Source organism: Parasulfitobacter algicola (assembly GCF_013315265.1).
Lineage (GTDB): Bacteria > Pseudomonadota > Alphaproteobacteria > Rhodobacterales > Rhodobacteraceae > Parasulfitobacter > Parasulfitobacter algicola.
This window is the reverse complement of the sequence record NZ_JABUFE010000012.1, coordinates 88953-111182: the sequence shown is the minus strand read 5'-3', so window position 1 is coordinate 111182 and position 22230 is coordinate 88953. Positions and strand designations below refer to the sequence as shown.

Below are 22230 nucleotides of genomic sequence, written 5' to 3'. Positions count from 1 at the left end.
CATTTGAATGTCTTAAGAAGAAATTCTTGATTTTGATTAGTTAAACTTTTGGTAATAGAACTGATTATAATTTATTTCTTTTCTAAAATATAACTTATATCATGAATATGGGTGTTTAATGGAGCTTGCTAGGTCGATTTGATGCTAAAAGAAACGGCAATAACTTTTGGAAAACACTTGTTCATTCAAGTCGGTATAGCAATAGCAACTATTGTGGCCACTGCTAGCGCGGTTTTACTAGTAATAAATTCTCAGAATTCTCGACTAGATGATATTGCTAGAACAGTTGGGGTATTGGATGCTCGTATTAACTCAAATGATGATCGCCAAGATTCTAAAATTGACAAAATTGATAACAAGCTCACTGAGGTGCGTTTGGATTTACAAAACCTAAACAATTCGGTTGATGATATATCTGAAGATGTAATTGCGATCCGAAAGGACCTAGGCAATGCTGTTGAAGCTTTAGGTGAAAGCATTGAAAGGATAAATCCTACAGCTGCTAAACCGCTAGCGATATGGGAAAAATCATATCTTGCAAAGTTATCGATTGAAGAAATTTACCAATCGTCAAACGGCGCAGATGAATCCCTTAATGCACCGATTGGTTCTGGATCGCTTAGAAAGTTTTCTCTTATGTTCCAAAATGATCTAAGTGAGGCAGAAGAAAATCTTTTTAAAGCAGATATTTGGAAAAATTTAAGTTCGTCTGATGCAAAATTGCTTTCTGGTGAGGAAGTGCTTTTATATAGTGATGACCGTGCATTTATGTTTCGCGGAAAATCAAAGAGTCATCACTTGAAGGTTTGAAATTAGAAACAGGAGTAGGAATATTAGTATTCGATAAGGAATACATTCTTGAGTTCGTGGACAGTAACGGTATGTCTCTGCAATAAATTTAAAAAAGTCATATTAAGACTGGTTCTCCCTATACCTAAAACGCACCAAAACCTATTCCTCTTCCGCCATATCCCCCAGCCTTAAGCACATTTCAAATGTTCATGCCATAATAGCCAAGGGCCTCTTCAAGTTCGGTTTCTTCGTATTTGAAATGGCTTTTGACGGCGGCCAATAAGGCTTCGAAGATGTTAGCGGCGGCTTGAAAGTTGTTTTCTGAGGGTGTGTGGTTAAGCCTTTCAGCGGATTCATAAAGGCGTTCGATGAGTGTGTGAACAACTTTATGTTCCTCTTTCAGACGCTCGATTATGGCCAGAAACCCTGTTGCGGCGCGTGCTTGCAATGTTGGAAACATATGCGTTTCTTCAATATTATGGTGCATATCCAGGACCAGGCATTGTTGGCCACAAAGATTTCCGAAAGCGCGGTAATTTTCCGACATCTCCATCGACAGCACCACTTGCTTAAGCCGTTCGGGCGGTTCGTCGCCTGCCTGTATGCGTTCCAGAATTTTATGCAGCCGCGCAAGATCCATCAGATAGTGCCGGTGGATCGCAGCAAGGTGGCGACCCGATTGGCGCTGCGTCTCTGTCACCTGCTTCAATCGTGGGGCCGTGGGGCGCTTGCCAAAATCGACGGTTAACTCGGATAGGGGTGTGTCGTTTATTCCCATTTGTAATTGAAACTCACCGAAATGCGTTCTTCTTCGACCATATTCATCGGGACTTCGTGGCGCAGCCAGCTTTCCCACAGCAGAATATCCCCAACAGCCGGGGCGATATAGATGAACTGCTGCAGATCCTGGGGCGCGTCTTTCGCGCGGGCAGGGGCAGCCATCATGAAGGGCAGGCGAGGGTCTTCGAATTTGATCGCACTGGTCCCCGGCGGCATCGCAACATAGGTCGTGCCTGAGATCACAGAATGCGGATGGATGTGCCCGGTGTGAATGCCGCCTTCGGGCAGGATGTTGATCCAGATGTCTTCAAGCACCAGCTTTTTGTCACCCAGATCAAAATGCACGTCTTTGGCAAAAGCCGCGACGTGTTGGTCAATCACACCTACCAGATCCTTGAAGATCGGAAACCGCCAGGGCAGGTCGGTCAGCGACGCATAGGACGTATAGCCGGGATAGCCGTGTTCCTCGCACCAGTTCTGGCCTGCCTCGTCATCATCAGAAATTGTGATGCAGGATGCTTGTAGTTCTGCCTTATCAATACCGCTAAGCTGCGCGTGATAAAGGCGGGTGGCGAAAAGGGATTTGATCGTTTTCATACGGCTTGATAACGCGCCCGTGGCAGATGGAAAAGTGTTTTCAAAGATGCGCACCTGCACAACGCCCCTGAGGTCCCGGATCAGGTCCGGGACTGCGCAGGTGGATCATTTACCGCATTGGGACAAAGCCCGGGGTCAGGCCGCTTTGCGTCGAATACAATCATTCAATGCGTCGGCACCCGCTTGTGTGCCGCCGTCGCCTGGAACAACAGTTGGGCTATTCAGGTCGGTGGATTCATATGTACCCGGTGGTTTGACCTCAAACATACATGATGTCACCAAACCTGGCTTGGGCGATCCGCAGGCTGCAAGCAGCAACAGGATCATAAGCAGTAGTCCGTTTTTCATTATAAAATCTCACTAGATATAGTTTTCATGAAGTCTCATAGAAAGAACTCAAATCATATTCAACTTGAACGTGCGTTGGCGACTTTACGTTAGCTGGAAATTATACGATCCCAGACGCCAATACAAATAAACCAAATCAAGGCGAAACAGCTAACTTTGTGCTTGCTATACTTGTTTCGTAGCCCTATATGAGCGCTTCATCATGAACTCCACTGGAATCAGGGTGACCCTTTGCGGGGCCTACCAGTGATGTTGAAAGGAAGATGGCGATGAACGCCCAGGAACTACGTGATAAAACACCTGATCAGCTGCGCGAGGAGCTGGCCAATCTGAAAAAAGAAAGCTTTAACCTGCGATTTCAGCAGGCCACAAGCCAACTTGAGAATACTGCGCGCATGAAAGCGGTTCGCCGTGACACTGCACGCGTCAAGACAATTCTGAACCAAAAAGCGGCAGACGCCGCAGCGGAGGCTTAAGATATGCCCAAACGCATCCTCCAAGGTGTTGTGACAAGCAACCAGAACGAACAGACTGTCACCGTTTCAGTCGAACGTCGCTTTACGCACCCGGTTCTGAAAAAGACCATTCGTAAGTCCAAGAAATACCGGGCGCACGACGAAAAGAACGCTTTCAATGTTGGTGACGCAGTCCGCATTCAGGAATGCCCGCCAAAGTCGAAAACGAAACGCTGGGAGGTTATTGCTGAATAAGCAGTAATCTTTCGGTTTAATCGAAACCCTGGGGACAAGGCAAAAGCCCCCCACAGGTCGGGAGAAACCAAATGATCCAGATGCAGACCAATCTGGATGTTGCTGACAACTCTGGCGCGCGCCGGGTTCAGTGCATCAAGGTTCTGGGTGGTTCCAAGCGTAAATACGCGTCCGTTGGCGACATCATTGTCGTATCGGTCAAGGAAGCCATTCCACGTGGCCGTGTGAAAAAAGGCGATGTCCGCAAGGCTGTCGTTGTTCGCACCGCCAAGGAAGTTCGCCGCGAAGACGGCACAGCGATCCGTTTTGATCGCAATGCAGCTGTCATTCTGAACAACAATAACGAACCCTTAGGTACACGTATCTTTGGGCCGGTTGTTCGTGAATTGCGGGCGAAAAACTTTATGAAGATCATCTCACTCGCGCCGGAGGTGCTGTAAGATGGCTGCTAAGTTGAAAAAGGGTGACAAGGTCATCGTGCTTGCTGGCAAAGACAAGGGTAAAGAAGGTACAATCACTTCTGTGAACCCAAAGACCGGCAAGGCCATTGTGGACGGCGTGAATATTTCGGTTCGTCACACAAAACAAAGTCAGGCAACTCAAGGTGGCCGCGTTCCACAAGCGATGCCCATTCAGTTGTCAAATCTTGCAATCATCGACAAAGACGGCAAGCCGACACGTGTTGGATTCCGTATGGATGGCGACAAGAAAGTGCGCTTTGCCAAAACGACGGGGGATGTGATTGATGCTTGATACTGCAAATTATACCCCGCGTTTTAAGGCGGCTTTTGCGGAAACCATCCGCGCCGCAATGAAGGAAGAGTTCGGCTATAAGAACGATATGATGATCCCACGTCTGGACAAGATCGTGTTGAACATCGGTGCCGGATCAGAAGCAGTCAAAGACAGCAAGAAAGCCAAATCGGCCCAAGCTGATCTGACAGCGATTGCAGGCCAAAAGGCCGTGATCACCAAAGCCAAGAAATCCATCGCGGGTTTTCGTGTACGTGAAGACATGCCTTTGGGCGCGAAAGTCACGTTGCGCGGCGATCAGATGTATGAATTTCTGGATCGTCTGATCACAATCGCTATGCCCCGCGTCCGCGACTTTCGCGGCGTTTCCGGCAAATCGTTCGATGGTCGTGGCAACTATGCCATGGGCCTGAAAGAGCACATCGTATTCCCCGAGATCGATTTTGATAAGATCGATGAAGCTTGGGGTCTGGATATTGTTATCTGCACCACCGCGAAAACTGATGCGGAAGCAAAGGCGCTGTTGAAGCTTTTCAACATGCCCTTCAACAGCTAAGCGGCGGGGAGAGAGAGTTATGGCTAAAAAAGCAATGATCGAACGCGAGAAGAAGCGTCAACGTCTGGTGGAAAAATACGCCTCCAAGCGCGCTGAGCTGAAAGAGATCGCGAATGACGAAAGCAAGCCCATGGAAGAGCGTTTCAAAGCGCGCCTGAAGCTTGCTAAACTGCCGCGCAACAGCTCGGCCACACGTTTGCACAACCGTTGTCAGCTGACCGGACGTCCTCATGCTTATTATCGTAAGCTAAAGGTATCACGGATTGCGCTGCGGGAACTTGGCTCGGCGGGCCAAATCCCCGGTATGGTCAAGTCAAGCTGGTAGGGGGTATAAATTATGAACGATCCTCTTGGTGATATGCTTACACGGATCCGCAACGCACAGATGCGTGGCAAATCGACCGTCATCACACCTGCGTCCAAGCTGCGTGCTTGGGTTCTGGATGTTCTGGCCGACGAAGGTTACATCCGTGGCTATGAAAACACGACAGGCAAGGATGGTCATCCGGCTATCGAAATCAGCCTGAAGTATTATGACGGCACTCCTGTTATTCGCGAACTCAAGCGGGTGTCAAAACCCGGTCGTCGCGTTTACATGGGCGTCAAAGACATTCCGCAGGTCCGTCAAGGTCTGGGTGTGTCGATTGTCAGCACACCCCGCGGTGTGATGTCGGATGCAAGCGCACGCACCAACAATGTTGGCGGCGAAGTGCTTTGCATGGTCTTTTAAGGAGTTTTGGCAATGTCTCGTATTGGTAAGAAACCGGTCGAGCTGCCATCGGGTGTCACCGCATCCGTGTCCGGCCAGACCGTAGAAGTCAAAGGACCCAAAGGGACCCGCAGCTTTACCGCAACTGACGATGTCACACTGACTGTCGAAGATAATGTTGTCACCATTACGCCGCGCGGCAAATCCAAGCGTGCGCGTCAGCAGTGGGGCATGAGCCGCACGATGGTTGGCAATCTTGTCACCGGCGTCACAGATGGCTTCAAGAAAGAGCTTGAGATCAACGGCGTTGGGTACCGGGCGCAAATGCAGGGCAACACCTTGAAATTGCAGCTTGGTCTATCGCACGAGGTCAACTTTGAAGTCCCACAGGACGTCACGGTTACAGCCCCCAAGCAGACTGAAATCATCGTCGAAGGTATTGATGAACAACTTGTCGGCCAGGTCGCGGCGAACATTCGCGAATGGCGCAAGCCCGAGCCTTACAAAGGCAAAGGCATCAAATACAAAGACGAATATATCTTCCGCAAGGAAGGCAAGAAGAAGTAAGGAACGCAACAATGGCAAACAGCAAAAGAGATCTGTTCTTGAAGCGCCGCCTGCGCGTTCGGAACAAATTGCGGAAGCGGAACACAACTGGCATGCGCCTGTCCGTTCACCGTTCAAACAAAAACATCAGCGCGCAGCTGATCGACGATGTAAACGGCGTTACTGTCGCTTCGGCCTCGTCCTTGGAAAAGGATCTGGGCGTGGTTGGCAAGAACAACGTCGAAGCCGCCACCAAAGTTGGTGAGGCACTAGCAAAGCGCGCGAAAAAAGCCAAAGTGTCCGAGTGTTACTTTGACCGCGGTGGCTTCCTCTTTCACGGTAAAGTCAAGGCCCTGGCCGAAGCTGCCCGTGAAGGCGGATTGAAGTTTTAAGGAGTAAGAGATGGCAAGAGACCAAGGAAACCGGGGCCGTCGCGACCGCGAGGAAGCTCCTGAATTTGCCGATCGCCTTGTTGCGATCAACCGCGTGTCGAAAACCGTAAAAGGTGGTAAACGCTTTGGCTTTGCAGCCCTTGTGGTTGTCGGCGATCAAAAGGGTCGTGTCGGTTTTGGCAAAGGGAAAGCCAAAGAGGTGCCAGAGGCGATCCGCAAAGCAACGGAACAGGCCAAGCGCCAGATGATCCGTGTGCCGCTGCGCGAAGGTCGGACGTTGCACCACGACATGGAAGGCCGTCATGGCGCCGGTAAAGTTGTGATGCGCGCTGCCCCCCAGGGTACGGGTATCATCGCTGGTGGTCCAATGCGTGCCGTTTTCGAAATGCTGGGCATTCAGGATGTTGTTGCGAAATCAATCGGGTCGCAAAACCCCTACAACATGATCCGCGCCACAATCGACGGTCTGCAAAAAGAAGGCAGCCCGCGTATGGTGGCACAGCGTCGTGGCAAGAAGGTGGCTGATATCCTGAAAAAAGATGATGCCCCATCCAAAGCGCCAGCTGAAGAAGCTGCGGTTGAAGCGTAAGGAAACGAAACAATGGCAAAAACCATCGTCGTCAAGCAGATCGGAAGCCCGATCCGCCGCCCCGCCAAACAGCGCGCTACGCTGGTTGGTCTGGGTCTGAACAAGATGCACAAAACCCGCGAACTGGAAGACACCCCTTCGGTCCGCGGCATGGTGAACAGCATTTCCCACCTCGTCGAGATCATCGAAGAGCGTGGGTAAATAAAAACGCGAGGCTTTCGGATCTGATCCGGAACCTCAAATTTAAAGGCACCCTGGGAAACCACGGTGTCTTTTTTGATGTTTAAACTGCGATAGAAAAAGCCTGACGATTTCTGCGTTGCGCTATATAGACAGTTTATGACGCAGAAAGACCAAACCAGTATTATCCGCATCGCCCGTGAAAACGGAACCGAAACCCATGTTGAACCTGTTGATCTGGGCCAGCGGGTTCGCGATTTGCGCAAAGCACGCGCGTGGACGTTGGAACAGGCGGCCAATCAGGCGGGGTTGGCGCGGTCTACTTTGTCAAAGATCGAAAACGGGCAGATGTCCCCGACCTATGACGCGTTGAAGAAACTGGCAGTTGGGCTTGAAATCTCGGTTCCGCAGTTGTTTACGCCGCCCAGTCAGGACCAGGTAACCGGGCGCATGACTGTCACCAGATCGGGTGAAGGCACATCGCAGGCCACCACGACTTATGAACACGACTTGCTTGGCGCCGCGCTGACGAAGAAAAAGATGCTGCCCTATCGCGCACGCGTCAGGGCCAGATCGCTTGAGGAATTTGACGGTTGGGTGCGTCACGATGGCGAAGAATTCTTGTATGTTCTGACTGGCACGATCACCTTGTTCACAGAATTTTACGAACCCGCGCTTATGGGGCGGGGCGACAGTGCCTATTACGATGCGACGATGGGGCATAATGTGATTTCGACCAGTCAGGAAGATGCGATGATCCTTTGGGTGACGTCGCTGTCTTAGCTGTCGAAGATCGAAAGTTATGTTCTTTGCGTCGGGCTTTTGACACAAGCCGTGAAGGGGTAGATGTCGTTAAACGCCCTGTGGTGATCAATGCTGCAAACACAGTCAAAGTCCAGTTAATTCCAATCAGGTTAACCGTTTTAGCCATTTGTGGCTTGGATGATATGACGTGAGCCAAGCACGCAGATTTTCGCGATCATTAACTAATAGCGTTGGCAAGACAGCTTCAAAATCATGATCATCCTTTGCTCTGCAATGCTTGGCTTTGAACAAAAGGACATTAGCCGGCGCCAGATATCTGATCCCATCAGAATTGATCTGTATTGCAGTATTACGCGATTGTTCCAATAATGGCTGACGCTTGTACCTCCAAAGCTCGGGGGTCCCGCGTTCTAACATCATGTCCACACGCCACCGCCCGGCGCTTAAATCTGCACCCCAAAATTGCCAAGCGTTGTTATCAACCGGATTACTTTGGTCCCAATTCTTGAACTGACCAGCTCTTGCTTCGTAAAAGGTCAATTCAGCAAGATGAGATGCTATTTTTGGGGCATCTTCAGGCAAAGTTGCAAATTCCAAGTCTTCATGCGCGCGACTTTGTTCACCAAGCCAAAGATCAATTGCCCACCCGCCCACGATGTACCAATTCGCAGTCAGGCCACTCAGTTTTCCGGCTAACTGACCTGGAGACCATGCATCCCAAGCATTTTCATCTGGCGGTGTCATGTGTTCTAAGTGTCCGAACAGTAAAGAAAGAAACTAACAATTTGTAGTTTATACTTTCAGAAGCCGCCATTGGTTTTTGCACTGTTAATGGTAACGATGTCTCATTAAGCAACTACAGGATTAGAAACACCTGACCATTGATCCAAGCCTGCGTAACAGACCAATTCCACCCAATTCGAATATAAAGTTGTCGAACGGTTCGCATCATATTATCGACCCGTTCTGGCGCGCCAATCGGCCCAGTCTTCAGGCGTGTCCAGATCGCAGCGCGCGTGATTGTCGGGCAGGGGAACAAGGGCGACGTTTTCGCCTGCCTTGCGAATAACTGCTTGCCCGCCGCTATCGCCGGACAAAGTTTCAAAATCATCAAAGACGGATGCATCAAACAAAATGGGATGCCCCGGTTTGCCGTCTGCGGTCGCACCGCGCCAGATAACAGCATTTGGATAACGCAATGGGCTTTGCAGCACCGTTTCGATATCTGCCAAAGTGATTTCGGGCAGGTCGGCCAGCAACAACAAAATGCGACCCGCGGTTTTTCGCAAAATTGAAATTGATTTCCTAAGGGTGCCTGACATGCCTTCGGCGCTGTCGGGGATCGCAATGGCGGTCACATCCAGATCGTGGATCACATCAAATCGTGGGTGTGGCTGCGGGGGCAGGGCCACGATTACCTCAAGTCCGGTCAATGTGCATTTAAGCGCCTGAGCACGCAAAAGGGGTGTGCCATCAACGAGTTGTAATAGTTTATCGGCCCCGTTCATTCGGCGCGACACCCCTGCGGCCAGTATCAAAATCTTTGTTTTCATCACCGCACCATAAGGTGCTTTTGGGGTCAGGAAAACACTGCATTAAATTTTAGCATTTCCGATATGTTGCCTAATTCTCCAGCAAATGGTCTGTTGAATTTCTTGACTGTGCCAACCGCTTTGATAGCGTTGCGGTGTGCAATCTATTCGCGCCGATGTGGCGCAGCAAAGGAAGTCCCATGGCGCTTGATCAAAAACAGCCGAATGATCTGTCGGCCTTTTGGATGCCGTTTTCGGCAAACCGGCAATTCAAGAAGAACCCACGCATGTTCGTTTCAGCCGATGGGATGTTTTACAAAACCTCGGATGGGCGTGATGTATTGGATGGCACGGCGGGTCTTTGGTGTTGCAACGCCGGTCACAAGCGCCCCAAAATCGTCGAGGCGGTTCAAAAACAAGTCGAAGAAATGGACTATGCCCCTGCGTTTCAGATGGGCCACCCCAAGGTGTTCGAACTGGCCAACCGCTTGCGCGATATGGCGCCAGAGCCGTTTAATCATGTGTTTTTCACGAATTCCGGCTCCGAAAGTGTTGAAACGGCTTTGAAAATCGCGCTGGCCTATCATCGTGCCAAAGGGGACGGGGCGCGCACCCGGCTGATCGGCCGTGAACGTGGCTATCACGGGGTGAACTTTGGCGGTATATCGGTCGGGGGTATCGTCAATAACCGCAAAATGTTCGGTAGTTTGCTGACGGGTGTTGATCATCTGCCGCACACACATCTGCCTGAAAACGCCTTTTTCAAAGGGCAACCAGATCATGGCGCACATCTGGCGGATGAGCTTGAGCGCATTGCAGCGTTGCATGGCCCTGAAACGATTGCCGCAGTGATTGTTGAGCCGATGGCAGGATCGACCGGGGTGCTGTTGCCGCCGAAAGGATATCTGCAGCGCCTGCGTGAAATTTGTACAAAACACGGTATTTTGCTGATTTTTGATGAGGTGATCACTGGATTTGGGCGCCTTGGGTCGGCGTTTGGGGCAGACCATTTCGACGTTATGCCTGATTTGATGGTATGCGCCAAAGGGTTGACCAACGGTGTCATCCCGATGGGGGCTGTATTGGCCACGTCGGAAATTCACGACGCCTTTATGCAGGGCCCTGAACATATGATCGAACTGTTCCACGGTTATACCTACTCTGGCAATCCGATTGCCAGTGCGGCCGGGTTGGCCACGCTTGAAACCTATGTCGAAGAGGGGCTGTTTCAGCGTGCTGCGGATCTGGCGGGCTATTGGGAAGATGGTTTGCACAGCTTGCGCGACTGCCCAAATATCATCGATATCCGCGGAATGGGGCTGATTGGCGCGATTGAGCTAGAGCCGATCGCTGGCGAACCCACCCGCCGTGCGTTTCAGGCGTTTCTGGATTGCTATGACAAAGGCAGCCTGATCCGCACCACCGGCGACATCATCGCGCTATCACCACCGCTGATCATTGAAAAAGATCATATAGATCAGCTGTTTGGCACGTTACGAGACGTATTGCAGAAACTGCAGTAGGCGCGGCCCCGGACACGCTCTGGGGCCTTGGGATAACAACAAGAGGTTCCGGATTGGGTCCGGGACGGGACAACGGGGAAAATTGAAATGACTGCACCAGGCGAAAACCTGAAGATCAACGGCGAACGTCTGTGGGACAGCTTGATGGACATGGCCAAAATTGGCCCCGGTGTGGCGGGCGGTAATAATCGCCAGACTTTGACCGATGACGATGCCGAAGGTCGTATTTTATTTCAGCAATGGTGCGAAAAGGCTGGCATGACCATGGGCGTCGACCAGATGGGCACCATGTTTGCCCGCCGCGACGGCACCGACCCTGATGCCTTGCCCGTTTATGTCGGCAGCCATCTGGATACGCAACCAACGGGCGGCAAATACGATGGCGTTCTGGGCGTGCTCGGTGGGCTGGAAATCATCCGCACCCTGAATGACCTCGACATTAAAACCAAACACCCCATCGTCGTCACGAATTGGACGAACGAAGAGGGCACGCGCTTTGCCCCCGCGATGCTGGCCAGCGGCGTGTTTGCCGGGATGCACGACAAGGAATGGGCCTATGATCGGGTGGATGCCGACGGGCTAAAATTTGGCGAAGAACTGGGGCGCGTCGGCTGGAAGGGCGATGAAGAGGTCGGAGCACGTAAAATGCATGCCTTCTTTGAACTGCACATCGAACAAGGCCCGATTTTGGAGGCTGAGGGTAAGGACATCGGCGTCGTCACACACGGGCAGGGGCTATGGTGGCTGCAGGTCACGCTGACGGGCAAGGAAAGCCATACCGGATCGACCCCGATGAACATGCGCGTGAATGCGGGGCTGGGCATGGCGCGGATCACAGAACTGGTCCACCAGATCGCGATGGATAATCAACCGGGTGCCGTGGGTGCCATTGGCCACTGCGATGTCTATCCCAACTCGCGCAATGTGATCCCCGGTAAGGTGGTCTTCACCATCGACTTCCGGTCGCCCGATCAGGCGAAACTGGACGGTATGAAAGCACGGCTTGAGGCCGAAGCCCCCAAAATCGCCGCCGATCTTGGACTGGGGTTTGAGATTGAGGATGTCGGCCACTTTGACCCTGTCACCTTTGACGACGGCTGTGTGGCGGCCGTACGTAACGCCGCTGAACGTCTGGGATACAGCCATATGAACCTGATCAGCGGTGCGGGCCACGACGCCTGCTGGATCAACCGCGTCGCCCCCACCGCTATGATCATGTGCCCCTGCGTCGACGGCCTTAGCCATAATGAGGCCGAAGAGATCAGCCTCGAATGGGCCGCTGCTGGCACAAATGTGCTGTTCCATGCTGTGGTCGAGACGGCGGAGATTGTGGGGTGAGGTTTCGAACTGCGATTTTAGCTGCTATAATATCGTTTGGGTTTACTGCTGTCGTTGCACAAGACATACAGCCGCTATCTAAAATGAACTCTTCAAAATATGAAGAAACTTATCCATTAGTGCGGTGTGCAGGTTTCTATCTTGCTAACGTTGAGTGGTCAGGCCAAATCATTGAAGAACCTATTTTTCAAGAGTTGCAGTTAACAATTCGAACTTTGGTTGCTGTGGCAGCGTTACAGCGCAATAGTAGAGCCAACTCAAGCTTAGAACATCAAATAAATACAGCTGAAATGGATATGCGAACTATAGCTGACATCTATCTGTCCAACTATCGACAGAGCTATGCGCTAACTGGTTCTGCTTGGAGCGAAAACCCTATTTGGAATGGCGACGCCGCTACATGTAAGAACATTGCAGAAACTGCCTTCGCATATAAAGCAGTACTACAAGGAGCTAACGATCAATGACCAAAGTCATCAAAGGCGGAACAATCGTTACCGCAGACAGACAGTTCACCGCGGATGTGCTGATTGAGGGCGAAAAGATCGCGCAGATTGGCGAAAACCTGACGGGCGATGAAACGATTGATGCCGAAGGCGCCTATGTCATTCCCGGCGGGATCGATCCGCACACACATCTGGAAATGCCCTTCATGGGCACCACGGCGGCCGAAACATTCACATCGGGCACCTTTGCTGCGGCGGCAGGCGGCACGACGATGTTGGTGGATTTCTGTCTGCCCGGCGAAGACGGTAGTTTGTTGAGCGCCATTGATGATTGGGACCGTAAATCCAAGGATCAGATCTGCACCGATATCTCGTATCACATGGCCATCACCGGATGGAATGAAAGCATTTTCAATGAGATGGAGCAGGTTGTTAATGCGCGCGGTATCAACACCTTCAAGCATTTCATGGCCTACAAAGGTGCGTTGATGGTCGAGGATGACGAGATGTTCGCGTCTTTCAAACGCTGCGCCGAACTGGGCGCGCTGCCGCTGGTACATGCTGAAAACGGTGACATCGTGCAAGAGCTGCAGCAAAAATATCTGGCCGAAGGCATCACTGGCCCCGAAGGTCACGCTTATTCCCGCCCGCCCGAGGTCGAGGGCGAAGCCGCGAACCGCGCCATCATGATTGCCGACGCTGCGGGCACGCCGCTTTATATCGTCCACGTCAGCTGCGAACAGGCGCATGAGGCGATCCGGCGCGCACGACAAAAGGGAATGCGCGTCTATGGCGAACCGCTGATCCAGCACCTGACGCTGGATGAGACCGAATATTTCAACAAAGACTGGCAATACGCCGCCCGCCGCGTGATGTCGCCGCCCTTCCGGTCCAAGGATCATCAGAACAGCCTGTGGAACGGCCTGGCCGCCGGGTCTTTGCAGGTCGTCGCCACCGATCATGCTGCGTTCACAGACAAACAAAAGCAGATGGGTCTGGATAACTTCTGCATGATCCCCAACGGGACAGGCGGGCTTGAGGAACGCATGGCGATGCTGTGGACAACCGGTGTCGAAACGGGCCGTTTGACGCCCGAGGAATTTGTGGCCGTGACATCGACCAATATTGCCAAAATCCTGAACATCTATCCGATGAAGGGCGCGCTGGTGCCCGGGGCGGACGCCGATGTGGTGGTCTGGGATCCGACAATCAGTAAGACCGTTGCGGTCAGCACCCAGAAATCTATCATTGATTACAATGTCTTCGAAGGGATGCAGGTCACCACCCAACCCCGTTACACCTTGTCGCGTGGCGATGTGGTCTGGGCGTATGGCCAAAACAGCCAACCTCAACCGGGTCGCGGCAAATTCGTGCGCCGCCCTGCCTTTGCCAGCGCGTCTAAAGCGCTAAGCAAGTGGAAAGCCCTGAACACCCCGCGCAAGATCGACCGTAACCCGATGAATATTCCGGCGGGGGTCTAACATTGATTATCAAAACACCGGACAGGATTTTCACAATTCCACGTCTGATCATGGCTTTAATTCTTTTCGGCGTTGCTGCTTTTGGACTGCAAATCAATCCATGGGTGGCTGTGGCTTTTGTTCCTCTTGCCTATTTTATGGGTATTTCTCAACGCAGCAAACCACAGCAAAACCCACCTCAACACCTGGATTTACGGCGTAAAATGACACCGCATACGGTAAGACCGTCTGATAGTGTGACGGCCGACACACTACCAGCGTCGCTGATGGCTGAGTTAGAACCAATTTTGAAAAGCGGAAGCAAGCTGACTGCGATCAAGATGGTGCGCGAGCATTGTAAGATCGGCCTGAAAGAAAGCCACGACATCGTAAGTGAACTGGTTGCGCGCAGAAATGGTTAAGATATTCGATACGTGCATGATTAATAAGAATACGAAAACCATTTGTATTGGAATAGAATGAATACAATTAACCCGATCATCACCGCCCAAGCCCTTGATCTGACTTTTCAGACAAACGATGGTCCGGTCCACGCGCTGAAAGATGTGAACCTGCAGATCGACAAGGGCGATTTCGTCAGCTTTATCGGCCCCTCTGGCTGTGGCAAGACGACGTTTTTGCGTGTGTTGGCAGCCCTTGAACATCCGACAGGCGGCACGGTGACCGTGAACGGCATGACCCCGGATCAGGCGCGTCAGGCGCGGGCGTACGGCTATGTGTTTCAGGCCGCCGGGCTGTATCCCTGGCGCACGATTGGCGGCAATATCCGCTTGCCGCTTGAGATCATGGGATACCCCAAATCTGAACAAATTGACCGCGTGAAAAAAGTCATGCAACTTGTTGATCTAGAAGGGTTTGAACACAAGTATCCTTGGCAGCTTTCTGGCGGTATGCAGCAACGCGCCAGTATCGCCCGCGCGTTGGCGTTTGATGCCGATATTCTGTTGATGGACGAACCTTTTGGCGCGCTGGACGAAATTGTGCGTGACCACCTGAACGAACAGCTTTTGGCGCTTTGGGCGCGGACAGGCAAGACAATCGGCTTTGTCACACATTCTATTTCCGAAGCCGTTTACCTGTCGACCAAAATCGTCGTGATGAGTCCCCGACCAGGCCGGATCAGGGATGTGATTGTAAGCCCTTTGCCTAAAGAACGACCCCTTGATATCCGCGACACACCTGAATTTGCGCAGCTGGCCCACCAGGTCCGCGAAGGACTGCGCGCAGGGCATGATACGGCCATGGCGTAATCACGATGGCATGCCTTATTTCTTTCCAGGACACCCACATCCAACTTAGCAATCGGCATTTCGATACGCTTTTGGAATTCACACTTGAAATTTGTGCCCGAAGCGATCTATCGGGCGCCGAACTGGATGAATATCGTAGAATAAAAGACCAGTGGGACCAAGGGCTTTTTTGGTCAGGTCGTGGTCTGACGATCGAAGAAGATATGCCAGACATTCACCAGCAAAAAGTTTGGGCCCGTATGTTTGCCGACACGGCACGCGCCATTTTCTTGCGACAAGTCGGTTATCAGGGAAATACGTGCTGGCAGACGCGCGCTATTTATCAGGCCATACGGGTGTCTGATCTGTTTATTACGGCTGTACGTGTCGGTGAAAAAGGTTGGTATCCTGAAACGCAGGATCAGATTGAGTCTCGTGAATTGCTATCACGCCAAGAAAGCCATTCATGAAGAAGTTGATGGATATTTCAAGCGCAAGCCATATCAGGTTAGGACGGGTTTGCGAGGCCGAAGCATGTGCCGCGATCCTGAATGACTGGATTGATGCGACGTCGTGGATGCCGCGCGTTCATACACATGACGGGGTTGCGCAATATTTCGAAGATGTCATGTTTTTGCAGCATGACGTTTTTGTGCTGGGCCGCCCCATCAACGGATTTCTTGTGCTGTCGCCAGAAGGTCTGGTGATGGCGCTTTATGTGACGACACCCGGTTGCGGGATCGGATCGAAATTATTGACACACGCCAAAACGCAGCGCGCCCATTTGCATTTGTGGACGTTTCAACAAAACGTCGATGCGCAGCGCTTTTACAAACGCCAAGGGTTTTACGAAGTCCGGCGAACCAACGGGGATAACGAAGAAGGTTTGCCAGATATTCTTTACGAATGGACACGCGCCGCATGAGGTCGATTATCCCGGTTTTGACAGTGATCGCTGTGATCATAGGGCTTTGGTATCTGGCCGTGGTTCCGATGAACATAAAAGAGGCGTTGACCCAAGCCGAACGGGCAGGGGCCACCGTCACTCCGCCGTCGGCTCGCGATCGTCGCGATGCAGGGGCTTTTGGATTGGTGATGCAAAACAGCTTTGCCATCGGCGCGACGTTCAATCAGGATCGGCCCCGTTTGCCTGCGCCGCATCAGGTGATGGCGGAATTATGGGACACCACGGTTGATAAACGCATCACCAGCAAACGGTCGCTGGTCTATCATAGCTGGATCACCCTAAGTGCGACATTGCTGGGCTTTGCCATCGGGACTGGCTTGGGCATTCTGCTGGCCGTGGGCATCGTACATAGCCGTGTTATGGATCTAAGCGTGATGCCTTGGGCCATTGTCAGCCAGACCATCCCGATCATTGCCATAGCCCCGATGATCATCGTGGTGCTGTATTCCATTGGCGTGCAGGGTCTGTTGCCCAAGGCTGTTATCAGCGCGTATCTCAGCTTTTTTCCTGTTGTTGTTGGTATGGTCAAAGGTTTGCGCAGTCCCGACGCGATGCAATTGGACCTGCTGCGCACCTATAGCGCCACGAAAACCCAAGGGTTCTTCAAACTGCGGCTGCCTGCCTCAATGCCCTATCTGTTTGCCTCGCTGAAAATCGGTATTGCGGCATCGCTTGTCGGCGCCATCGTGGGCGAACTGCCAACCGGTGCCCAAAGCGGCCTTGGCGCGCGGATGCTGACGGGCAGTTATTATGGCCAGACGATCCAGATCTGGTCGGCATTGTTCGCCGCCGCTATCGTGGCCGCGGCATTGGTGGGCTTTATCGGATTAGTACAGAAAATGATGCTGCGACGGATGGGGGCAGGGGCATGATCGTGACAGCGCAGCTTTGTCTGGTCTGGGCGCTTGGGTGGGGGGCGAATGTTGCTTTGTCCCGATCGGGTCACCGTATCGCCAGGCTTTTGGTTCCGATGATCTTTGGTCTGACGCTGCTGATCTTGTGGCAAATTGCTGTTCGGGGTTTTGACATTCCCGGTGTTATCCTACCGGCGCCCACCGACATTGCGGCTCGCTTTTCCACAAGCTTGCCAATCCTGTGGGCCGATCTTGTTCAGACCTTTTTCAAAGGCGCATTGTCGGGCTATGTCATTGGCTGCGTTGCCGCGTTTCTAACGGCCATTCTGGTGGATCGTTCGGGTTTTCTGCAACGCGGCCTGCTGCCCGTGGGCAACTTTATCGCAGCGCTTCCTATCGTGGGGACCGCGCCGATCCTGGTGATGTGGTTCGGCTTTGACTGGGAATCCAAAGCGGCTGTTGTGGTTGTCATGGTTTTCTTCCCCGTATTGATCAACACTGTCGCTGGCCTGCAGGAAACCACAGCCATGCAGCGCGATCTGATGCAGACCTATTCGGCCAGTTATCTGCAAACCCTGATCAAACTGCGCCTGCCTGCCGCCATGCCTTTTATTTTCAACGGGCTTAAAATTTCAACAACATTGGCGCTTGTGGGGGCAATTGTCGCGGAATTCTTCGGATCACCCACGGTTGGCATGGGGTTTCGCATCTCAACTTCCGTGGGGCAGCTTGCATTGGATATGGTCTGGGCTGAGATTGTCGTTGCGGCTTTGGCCGGTTCGGCATTCTATGGGGTGATTGCGGCAATAGAAAAGGGGGTCACATTCTGGCACCCCTCGCAACGAAAATAACAAGGAGGTACGATAATGAAAAAACTACTGATGACGGTCGCATTCGCGATCAGTGCAACGGCCGCGGCCGCGCAAGACGAAGTGCGCCTGCAACTTCAATGGGTCACGCAAGCGCAATTCGCGGGCTATTACGTGGCCCTGGACAAGGGGTTTTACGAAGAAGAAAACCTTGATGTGACCATCCTGTCCGGTGGTCCTGACATAGCCCCACCCCAGGTTCTGGCGGGCGGCGGCGCAGACGTGATGCTGAACTGGATGCCCTCGGCGCTTGCGGCGCGTGAAAAGGGTCTGCCGGTGGTCAACATCGCCCAACCCTTCAAGACATCCGGTCTGATGCTGACCTGTTGGAAAGACACCGGCATCACATCCCCGCAGGATTTCCGCGGCAAGACCATCGGCGTCTGGTTCTTTGGCAATGAATACCCTTTCCTAAGCTGGATGAGCCAAGAGGGCATTCCGACCGAAGGCGGTGAAGACGGCGTGACCGTCCTGAAACAGGGCTTCAACGTTGACCCGCTGCTGCAACGCCAGGCCGATTGCATCAGCACGATGACCTATAACGAATACGGTCAGGTCCTGGATGCAGGCGTTGGCGAAGACGAACTGATCACCTTCAAATACGAAGAACAGGGCGTCGCCACATTGGAAGACGGCATGTATGTGCTGGAAGAAAATCTGGAAGATCCGGCCTTTGTCGATAAAATGGTCCGCTTTGTCCGTGCCAGCATGCGTGGCTGGAAATATGCCGAAGAAAATCCGGATGAGGCCGCCGAGATCGTGCTGGAAAACGACGCCACCGGCGCGCAGACCGAAGCGCACCAAAAGCGCATGATGGGCGAGATCGCCAAACTGACCGCCGGATCGAACGGCGCGCTTGATCCGGCCGATTTCGACCGCACCGTACAAACCTTGCTGGCGGGCGGTTCTGATCCCGTGATCACCAAAGCCCCCGAAGGCGCCTGGACCAGCGCGATCACAGACGCAGCACTGAACTAAATGCACCTTGAGGTCCCGGATCAAGTCCGGGACTTCATCTGTTATTTCGGTGGCGACAATTCGTACAGGGTTGAATGCAATAACTGCGGGCGTTCGCCAAAGCGCACAACGACCATGTTATTCTCAGGCAGCAGGTACAACATCTGACCGCCGTGCCCCATGAAATAGGCGAATGGTCCGGCCAGTGTTTCGCCGTCCCGGTCCAAAACGTCATGCCTTAAATGCCATCCATAGGTACTTTCGTGCCGCAGTGAAACGGCAAGTTCTGGTATAATGAAATCACGCCAAAGATCGTCAGGCAAGAATGGTTCATTGGGCGTTCCATTTTCCAAAAGATAGCGCCCGACGCGCAGCCAGTCTTCAGGCCGGGCATAAAGACAACAATAGGCCGATACGCCCTCGGCCTTTGAATACGCCCGCCAATCAGCGTTTGCGGCACCGGCAGGTTTCCAGATTAAATCCGAAAGAATTTGCGGTAAGGGTTGATCATAGGCGGCCTCTAGAACGGCACCCAGAAGCGCGGTGTTTACACTTTGATAGGCAAATTGACCTTGAGCAGTCGGGTTGACCGTAAGCTCTGGCAGAACGGCATCAATCCCAAAGACGTGCAGCCGGGCCAATGGACCAAAGGGCGAAAAGCCTGCGTCGTCGACAGATTTGGGCGGCTCGCCATCATATAGCAGCCCCGACGTCATAGTCAGAGCGTCGTTTATGGTAACATCTGGGGCCTCTGGTCCCAGGTATAGCGCCAGCGGATCATCAAGTGATGTAATGCGCTTGTCTGCCAAGGCACGTATGACAAGGGCGCCGACAAGGCTTTTGACCATTGAAAACGAGTTCAGGCGATCTTGTGGCCCGAACCCTTGGCCATAGCTTTCGAAAATCAATGTGCCGTTTTGCTCTACCAGCATCGCACGGCCGCCAGCATCGTCAAATCGCGTCTGAGCCGCTGCGGGAATTTTGGGACCGTCTATTTCATCTTCATCATTCACGCCTTCGACTGTGAGGTAACGCCCAGAGCCGGCCCAAACCTCGGGCGGAAAGCCTTCGCGCAATAGGATAGGCACTTGTGGGGCAAAGGTGAGAAGACCGCCCATAATGGCTGCGGCCGCAAGCAGACAGATACCTAAGACACGCTTCAGGTTTTTCATATTGGCAAGTTTGTTCCGGGATGTTCCTGCAAGGTCATCAATTTTGCGGTCGTCCTTAAAATCAGTTCATACATCAAACTTTTATCAATATGAAGCCAGCCCTGACATTTGGCAAGGACGTCTGATCACGGTCGCTTAGGGTTCTTCTAAGATTTTGTTTGGCGCGGACGCATTGCTGTTTTTCAAACTTGGATAATGCTATGACGTGAACATCAAAGTCAGCTGACGCTCACTATCGAAATAACGCAGGTCACCAATCAAAAGGGAAAATTGCCGTTACGGCTGATGATTTGGGAAAGATGGGCGAAAGCGATTTTCTTGATCGTATTGTTGCGCTTTCAATTATCGGAAAGAATGCGAAGTCAGAACTCAAAACTTGTCTCGACCGACGAAACGGATGCGGTAAACAGAACAGCTATAAGATCGGCGTCAATCAGTCTGCGCTGACCCTCAGCAAATCTTAACACTATCCCACACCCTAATAAAACCTTTCGCAACCGCTCTTATTGACAGAACCCAAAACGGTCTTCAGCCGTCACGACTCGCAGTTTTGTACAAAAATTTTGGTACAAAACCTCGGTGCAAAATATACAAACGGGTTGGGCTGGCGGGTTACGCTGGAAAGCCAATAACCAGACACCCCGCCGTGCGGTGCATTAAGATCGACCAAGACGTTACGTCAGCCAAGGGCCTAAAACGCCACAATCTTCCCCGGGTTCATAATATTATGCGGATCCAATGCGCGCTTGATCGTAGCCATCACATCTGTCGCTGGGCCTAATTCTTTCTTTAAATACGGTATCTTACCCTGACCGATGCCATGTTCACCCGTACAGGTGCCCTCCATTGAAATAGCCAGATCATTCAGCCATCCGACAAAATGATCCGCTTTGGCAATTTCATCCGGGTTGTCCGTGTCGACCAAAACCAATGTGTGAAAATTCCCATCCCCCACATGCCCCACAATCGGCGCCATAAATCCAAGCTCAACTGTCTTGGCTTGGGTCGCTGTCACGCAATCGGCCAACCGCGAAATCGGCACGCAAACATCCGTAGAAATACCCTTGGCGCCCGGGCGCAGTTGTAACGTCGCCCAATAGGCATCGTGCCGGGCCTGCCAAAGTTTTGTGTGTTCTTCTGGGCTTGTCGTCCATGTGAAATTATACCCGCTGGCGTCAGCTGCGATTTCGCCAAATGTCTTGGCCTGTTCTGCGACGGCAGTATCAGATCCGTGAAACTCGAGTAAAAGCAGTGTTTCTTCGGGCAGCGTCAGTTTCGAATAAGCGTTGACGGCTTTTACAGTCAATGCATCCAAAAGTTCGATCCGGGCCACCGGAATACCATATTGGATCGTCGCAATCACAGCCTGACACGCCGCATCGACTGTTGGGAACGAACAGATCGCCGACGACATCGCTTCTGGAATACCATGCAGTTTCAACGTTAGTTCGGTGATGATGCCCAATGTGCCTTCGGACCCGATCAAAAGGCGCGTCAGATCGTATCCGGCCGAAGATTTGCGCGCACGCGCGGCTGTGCGAATGATCTGACCATCCGGCATAACGGCCTGTAAAGACAAAATATTATCCTTCATTGTCCCATAGCGCACTGCGTTCGTCCCAGATGCACGGGTCGATGCCATGCCCCCCAAACTGGCATCCGCACCGGGATCAATTGGAAAGAACAGGCCCTGATCACGCAGATGCGTGTTCAGCTGCTTGCGTGTGACGCCGGGTTGGATCACGCAATCCAGATCCTGACTATGAACTGCTAAAACCTGGTTCATCTGGCTTAAATCAACTGACATACCACCACCCGGTGCGTTCACGTGCCCTTCAAGGGAAGTCCCGGTGCCAAAAGGGATCACCGGCACTTGGTATTCAGCACAAATTCTAACAATTTCAGAAACGTCTTCAGCATTTTTGGGAAAAACCACGGCATCAGGGGCCTGATTTGTCAGCCATGTTGTCGTATGACCGTGCTGCTCACGGATTGCTTGGCCGGTTTGCAGACGCTCTCCGAATTGTTGTTTCAAGATGCCGATAACGCTGGAAATCCCATCTTCATTGCGGTGAAGTGTTGTTATAACAGCCAAATTTATTCTCCCATCCCAACCTGCAGAAATGTATATCCATATATTGGTGC

31 protein-coding genes are annotated in these 22230 nt (G+C 52.2%); 24 read left to right on the top strand and 7 right to left on the bottom strand.

Annotation, left to right across the window (positions count from 1 at the left end; translation table 11 throughout):
* The first annotated feature begins 141 nt into the window (after positions 1-141).
* Positions 142-810 carry a hypothetical protein gene (locus tag HRQ87_RS16750; protein WP_174139594.1) on the top strand — a complete coding sequence of 223 codons (669 nt, stop codon included), beginning with the start codon at positions 142-144 and terminating at the stop codon, positions 808-810.
* A gap of 181 nt (positions 811-991) precedes the next feature.
* Here HRQ87_RS16750 and HRQ87_RS16745 read toward each other — a convergent pair whose 3' ends face one another.
* The 3 genes from HRQ87_RS16745 to HRQ87_RS16735 all read right to left on the bottom strand — a co-directional run bounded on the left by HRQ87_RS16745 (position 992) and on the right by HRQ87_RS16735 (position 2517).
* On the bottom strand, positions 992-1570 hold the full coding sequence (locus HRQ87_RS16745; RefSeq protein ID WP_174139593.1) for a hemerythrin domain-containing protein: 579 nt from the start codon (positions 1568-1570) through the stop codon (positions 992-994).
* A complete protein-coding gene (locus HRQ87_RS16740) occupies positions 1561-2169 on the bottom strand; it encodes a TIGR02466 family protein (RefSeq protein WP_174139607.1) in 609 nt (202 codons plus the stop codon). Before HRQ87_RS16740 ends, HRQ87_RS16745 begins: the two co-directional genes overlap by 10 nt.
* Before the next feature lie 135 nt (positions 2170-2304).
* The gene (locus HRQ87_RS16735; protein WP_174139592.1) at positions 2305-2517 is read right to left on the bottom strand and encodes a hypothetical protein; all 213 of its coding nucleotides are present in this window, start codon (positions 2515-2517) and stop codon (positions 2305-2307) included.
* Positions 2518-2786: 269 nt separating this feature from the next.
* Here HRQ87_RS16735 and rpmC point away from each other — a divergent pair, with 269 nt between their 5' ends.
* The 12 genes from rpmC (at position 2787) to HRQ87_RS16675 (ending at position 7735) form a co-directional block, all read left to right on the top strand.
* A complete protein-coding gene (rpmC, locus tag HRQ87_RS16730) occupies positions 2787-2993 on the top strand; it encodes a 50S ribosomal protein L29 (protein ID WP_174139591.1) in 207 nt (68 codons plus the stop codon).
* Between the two features lie 3 nt (positions 2994-2996).
* On the top strand, positions 2997-3227 hold the full coding sequence (gene rpsQ / locus HRQ87_RS16725; RefSeq protein WP_174139590.1) for a 30S ribosomal protein S17: 231 nt from the start codon (positions 2997-2999) through the stop codon (positions 3225-3227).
* A 71-nt stretch (positions 3228-3298) separates the two neighbouring features.
* Complete coding sequence (gene rplN, locus HRQ87_RS16720; protein ID WP_174139589.1) at positions 3299-3667, top strand: 50S ribosomal protein L14; 369 nt, start codon at positions 3299-3301, stop codon at positions 3665-3667.
* Between the two features lies 1 nt (position 3668).
* The gene (gene rplX / locus HRQ87_RS16715) at positions 3669-3980 is read left to right on the top strand and encodes a 50S ribosomal protein L24 (protein WP_174139588.1); all 312 of its coding nucleotides are present in this window, start codon (positions 3669-3671) and stop codon (positions 3978-3980) included.
* Positions 3973-4536 carry a 50S ribosomal protein L5 gene (gene rplE / locus HRQ87_RS16710; protein ID WP_174139587.1) on the top strand — a complete coding sequence of 188 codons (564 nt, stop codon included), beginning with the start codon at positions 3973-3975 and terminating at the stop codon, positions 4534-4536. Before rplX ends, rplE begins: the two co-directional genes overlap by 8 nt.
* Positions 4537-4555: 19 nt before the next feature.
* Positions 4556-4861: a 30S ribosomal protein S14 gene (gene rpsN / locus HRQ87_RS16705; protein WP_174139586.1), complete on the top strand. Its 306-nt coding sequence runs from the start codon at positions 4556-4558 to the stop codon at positions 4859-4861.
* A gap of 12 nt (positions 4862-4873) precedes the next feature.
* Positions 4874-5266: a 30S ribosomal protein S8 gene (rpsH, locus tag HRQ87_RS16700; protein ID WP_174139585.1), complete on the top strand. Its 393-nt coding sequence runs from the start codon at positions 4874-4876 to the stop codon at positions 5264-5266.
* A gap of 12 nt (positions 5267-5278) precedes the next feature.
* Positions 5279-5812, top strand: coding sequence for a 50S ribosomal protein L6 (rplF, locus tag HRQ87_RS16695; protein ID WP_174139584.1), 534 nt, complete (start codon positions 5279-5281; stop codon positions 5810-5812).
* An 11-nt stretch (positions 5813-5823) separates the two neighbouring features.
* Positions 5824-6183, top strand: coding sequence for a 50S ribosomal protein L18 (gene rplR, locus HRQ87_RS16690; protein WP_174139583.1), 360 nt, complete (start codon positions 5824-5826; stop codon positions 6181-6183).
* 10 nt (positions 6184-6193) lie between these two features.
* Entirely contained in the window at positions 6194-6772 is a 579-nt protein-coding gene (rpsE, locus tag HRQ87_RS16685) for a 30S ribosomal protein S5 (protein WP_174139582.1), read from the top strand.
* A gap of 12 nt (positions 6773-6784) precedes the next feature.
* Positions 6785-6973, top strand: coding sequence for a 50S ribosomal protein L30 (gene rpmD / locus HRQ87_RS16680; RefSeq protein WP_174139581.1), 189 nt, complete (start codon positions 6785-6787; stop codon positions 6971-6973).
* A gap of 138 nt (positions 6974-7111) precedes the next feature.
* On the top strand, positions 7112-7735 hold the full coding sequence (locus tag HRQ87_RS16675; RefSeq protein ID WP_174139580.1) for a helix-turn-helix domain-containing protein: 624 nt from the start codon (positions 7112-7114) through the stop codon (positions 7733-7735).
* A gap of 126 nt (positions 7736-7861) precedes the next feature.
* On the opposite strand, the gene HRQ87_RS16670 is transcribed toward HRQ87_RS16675, so the two are convergent.
* Positions 7862-8461: a nucleotidyltransferase domain-containing protein gene (locus HRQ87_RS16670; protein ID WP_174139579.1), complete on the bottom strand. Its 600-nt coding sequence runs from the start codon at positions 8459-8461 to the stop codon at positions 7862-7864.
* A 209-nt stretch (positions 8462-8670) separates the two neighbouring features.
* Positions 8671-9270, bottom strand: a complete 600-nt coding sequence (locus HRQ87_RS16665; protein WP_174139578.1) for a nucleotidyltransferase family protein — start codon at positions 9268-9270, stop codon at positions 8671-8673.
* A gap of 179 nt (positions 9271-9449) precedes the next feature.
* Here HRQ87_RS16665 and aptA point away from each other — a divergent pair, with 179 nt between their 5' ends.
* The 11 genes from aptA to HRQ87_RS16610 all read left to right on the top strand — a co-directional run bounded on the left by aptA (position 9450) and on the right by HRQ87_RS16610 (position 18934).
* Complete coding sequence (gene aptA / locus HRQ87_RS16660) at positions 9450-10772, top strand: omega-aminotransferase AptA (protein WP_174139577.1); 1323 nt, start codon at positions 9450-9452, stop codon at positions 10770-10772.
* An 87-nt stretch (positions 10773-10859) separates the two neighbouring features.
* The gene (locus HRQ87_RS16655) at positions 10860-12110 is read left to right on the top strand and encodes a Zn-dependent hydrolase (protein WP_174139576.1); all 1251 of its coding nucleotides are present in this window, start codon (positions 10860-10862) and stop codon (positions 12108-12110) included.
* Positions 12107-12577: a hypothetical protein gene (locus tag HRQ87_RS16650; RefSeq protein WP_174139575.1), complete on the top strand. Its 471-nt coding sequence runs from the start codon at positions 12107-12109 to the stop codon at positions 12575-12577. Before HRQ87_RS16655 ends, HRQ87_RS16650 begins: the two co-directional genes overlap by 4 nt.
* Complete coding sequence (hydA, locus tag HRQ87_RS16645) at positions 12574-14037, top strand: dihydropyrimidinase (RefSeq protein ID WP_174139574.1); 1464 nt, start codon at positions 12574-12576, stop codon at positions 14035-14037. Before HRQ87_RS16650 ends, hydA begins: the two co-directional genes overlap by 4 nt.
* Positions 14038-14039: 2 nt before the next feature.
* Positions 14040-14438 (top strand): hypothetical protein, encoded by a 399-nt coding sequence (locus HRQ87_RS16640; protein ID WP_174139573.1) that lies wholly within the window; start codon positions 14040-14042, stop codon positions 14436-14438.
* Between the two features lie 57 nt (positions 14439-14495).
* Positions 14496-15287 carry an ABC transporter ATP-binding protein gene (locus tag HRQ87_RS16635; RefSeq protein ID WP_174139572.1) on the top strand — a complete coding sequence of 264 codons (792 nt, stop codon included), beginning with the start codon at positions 14496-14498 and terminating at the stop codon, positions 15285-15287.
* Between the two features lie 5 nt (positions 15288-15292).
* On the top strand, positions 15293-15736 hold the full coding sequence (locus HRQ87_RS16630) for a hypothetical protein (RefSeq protein WP_174139571.1): 444 nt from the start codon (positions 15293-15295) through the stop codon (positions 15734-15736).
* Positions 15737-15744: 8 nt separating this feature from the next.
* Positions 15745-16191: a GNAT family N-acetyltransferase gene (locus HRQ87_RS16625; protein WP_174139570.1), complete on the top strand. Its 447-nt coding sequence runs from the start codon at positions 15745-15747 to the stop codon at positions 16189-16191.
* Positions 16188-17105, top strand: a complete 918-nt coding sequence (locus HRQ87_RS16620; protein WP_174139569.1) for an ABC transporter permease — start codon at positions 16188-16190, stop codon at positions 17103-17105. The genes HRQ87_RS16625 and HRQ87_RS16620 overlap by 4 nt, the downstream gene beginning before the upstream one ends.
* The gene (locus HRQ87_RS16615) at positions 17102-17938 is read left to right on the top strand and encodes an ABC transporter permease (protein WP_174139568.1); all 837 of its coding nucleotides are present in this window, start codon (positions 17102-17104) and stop codon (positions 17936-17938) included. The genes HRQ87_RS16620 and HRQ87_RS16615 overlap by 4 nt, the downstream gene beginning before the upstream one ends.
* A 15-nt stretch (positions 17939-17953) precedes the next feature.
* Entirely contained in the window at positions 17954-18934 is a 981-nt protein-coding gene (locus HRQ87_RS16610) for an ABC transporter substrate-binding protein (protein WP_174139567.1), read from the top strand.
* 41 nt (positions 18935-18975) lie between these two features.
* Here the strand turns inward: HRQ87_RS16610 and HRQ87_RS16605 are convergent, their stop codons facing one another.
* Together HRQ87_RS16605 and HRQ87_RS16600 are read right to left on the bottom strand one after the other, a co-directional pair.
* Complete coding sequence (locus HRQ87_RS16605; protein ID WP_174139566.1) at positions 18976-20085, bottom strand: serine hydrolase domain-containing protein; 1110 nt, start codon at positions 20083-20085, stop codon at positions 18976-18978.
* 691 nt (positions 20086-20776) lie between these two features.
* Positions 20777-22180, bottom strand: coding sequence for an FAD-binding oxidoreductase (locus HRQ87_RS16600; protein WP_174139565.1), 1404 nt, complete (start codon positions 22178-22180; stop codon positions 20777-20779).
* Between the last annotated feature and the right edge of the window lie 50 nt (positions 22181-22230).